Annotated in this window: 1 protein-coding gene and 1 pseudogene; both read right to left on the reverse strand. The window is 62.6% G+C overall.

The annotated features are described in order from the left end of the window. The coding region (locus EOA86_RS33020; RefSeq protein ID WP_164892252.1) for an efflux RND transporter permease subunit at positions 1-1,447 on the reverse strand (1,447 nt) is incomplete at its 3' end. Beyond that, positions 1,444-1,857: pseudogene (locus EOA86_RS33025) on the reverse strand (efflux transporter periplasmic adaptor subunit); the annotation flags it as partial. The pseudogene EOA86_RS33025 and the gene EOA86_RS33020, both read right to left, overlap by 4 nt.

Below are 1,857 nucleotides of genomic sequence, written 5' to 3' on the forward strand. Positions count from 1 at the left end.
GCGTGACGGTGAGGGCAACGACACCCGAAAGCACCACCGAGCCGGCAAGCGTCACCGCGAATTCGCGAAACAGTGCGCCGGTCAGGCCGCCGGTGAAGGCCAGCGGCGCGAATACGGCGGCCAGCGTTATCGTCATGGCGATGACAGCGGACGAGATCTCCCGCATGCCGTTGAAGGCCGCCTGCATCGGCGACAAACCGTCTTCCTCCATATGCCGGTGAATGTTTTCTACCACCACGATGGCATCGTCAACGACGAGGCCGATCGCCAGCACCATGGCCAGCAAAGACAGAAGGTTGATCGAATAGCCCAGCGAAAACAGCAGGAAACAGACGCCGATCAGCGACAGCGGAATGGTCACGATCGGCATCAGCACCGAGCGGAACGAGCCGAGGAAGAGCAGGATGACGACGATGACGATGGCGACCGCCTCGCCGATGGTCTTGAACACCTCCTCGATCGAGGCGCTGATCTGCTCGGTCGAATCGTAGACGATCTCGATCGTCATGCCTTGCGGCAGCGTCTCCTGGATCGTCGGCACGATTTCGTGGATGGCCTCCGCTGTCGTCAGCGGATTGGCGGCCGGCGTTGGGAAGATGGCGAGAAAGATGCCGGGCTTGCCGTTGAAAGTGACCCTGGTGTCGGTGTTCGCCGCGGCGAGCTCGACGCGCGCCACGTCGCGCAGCCTCACCACATTGCCGTCCTTCGATCGAAGCGGAAGAGCGGCGAAAGCTTCCGGCGTCTGCAGCGTCGAGCGAACGGTAATCGAGGAGGCGACGTATTCGTTTTCGGTGTTGCCGGGTGCTGACAGGAAATTCGATTCGTTGATGGCGGTCAGCACTTCCGACGCCGTCACGCCGCGCGCCGCCAGTTTGATCGGGTCGATCCAGACGCGCATCGAATATTCGGCGGCCCCGAAGATCTGCACGTCGGCTACACCCTCGACCGTCGACATGCGCGGCCGCACGACGCGCTCGATATATTCGGTGAGCTGTTCCGGCGTCATGTTCGGATTCTGCATCGAGATATACATCATCGCGAACTGATCGCCGGTACCCTTGACGATCACGGGGTCTTCGGCCTCGTCCGGCAGATCGCCGCGCACGCCTTGTACCTTCGACAAGACTTCGTTCAGCGCGACGTCGGGATTGGAGCCGAGTTTCATCTGCACCGTCACGGTGCTTAGGGACGACCGGCTCGCCGACGTGACGTAATCGATGTTTTCGGTCGAAGCGACGGCACGGGCGATCGGCGCGGAAATGAATCCCTGGATCAGGTCGGCGCTGGCGCCGGGATAGACCGTGGTGATCGTGATAGCCGTTTCTTCGACCTCCGGATACTGCCGGATCGAAAGGTTGAAGATGCCCTGAAAACCCAGAAGCAGGATCATCAGGGCGAGCACGGTCGAAAGGACCGGGCGGCGGATGAAGAGGTCGGAAAGGCTCATTTCTGGGCTGCCTGCTGGTTCGCCGGCTTGGTCGGATCGATCGTGTTGTCGACGGCAACGGACATGCCGTTGGAGAGCCGGTTCTGGCCGGCGGTAACAACCTCGTCTCCAGGCGCGATGCCCTCGAGGATCTCAACCAGGCCGGCGTTGCGGCGGCCGGGCTTGACGAACACCTGGGCGAGCACGAGCTGCGGCTTCTGTTCTTCCGCTGTCGGTTCGGTCGGCGTTGCCGCCGGTTCTTCGTTGGGTTTTGCCGCGGGCGCTTCGGCTGCGGGCTTCGCAGTATCCGTGGCGGGCTTTTCTTCCGGCTTTGCCGCAGCAGGAGGGGCGGCGCCATTGGCCGCCGGCTTCGCCGGACGCACCACAAAGACAAAGTCACCGTAGAGGCTGGAGGTCAGCGCGGTCTGCGG

Source organism: Mesorhizobium sp. M5C.F.Ca.IN.020.32.2.1 (assembly GCF_004023105.1).
Taxonomy (GTDB): domain Bacteria; phylum Pseudomonadota; class Alphaproteobacteria; order Rhizobiales; family Rhizobiaceae; genus Mesorhizobium; species Mesorhizobium wenxiniae.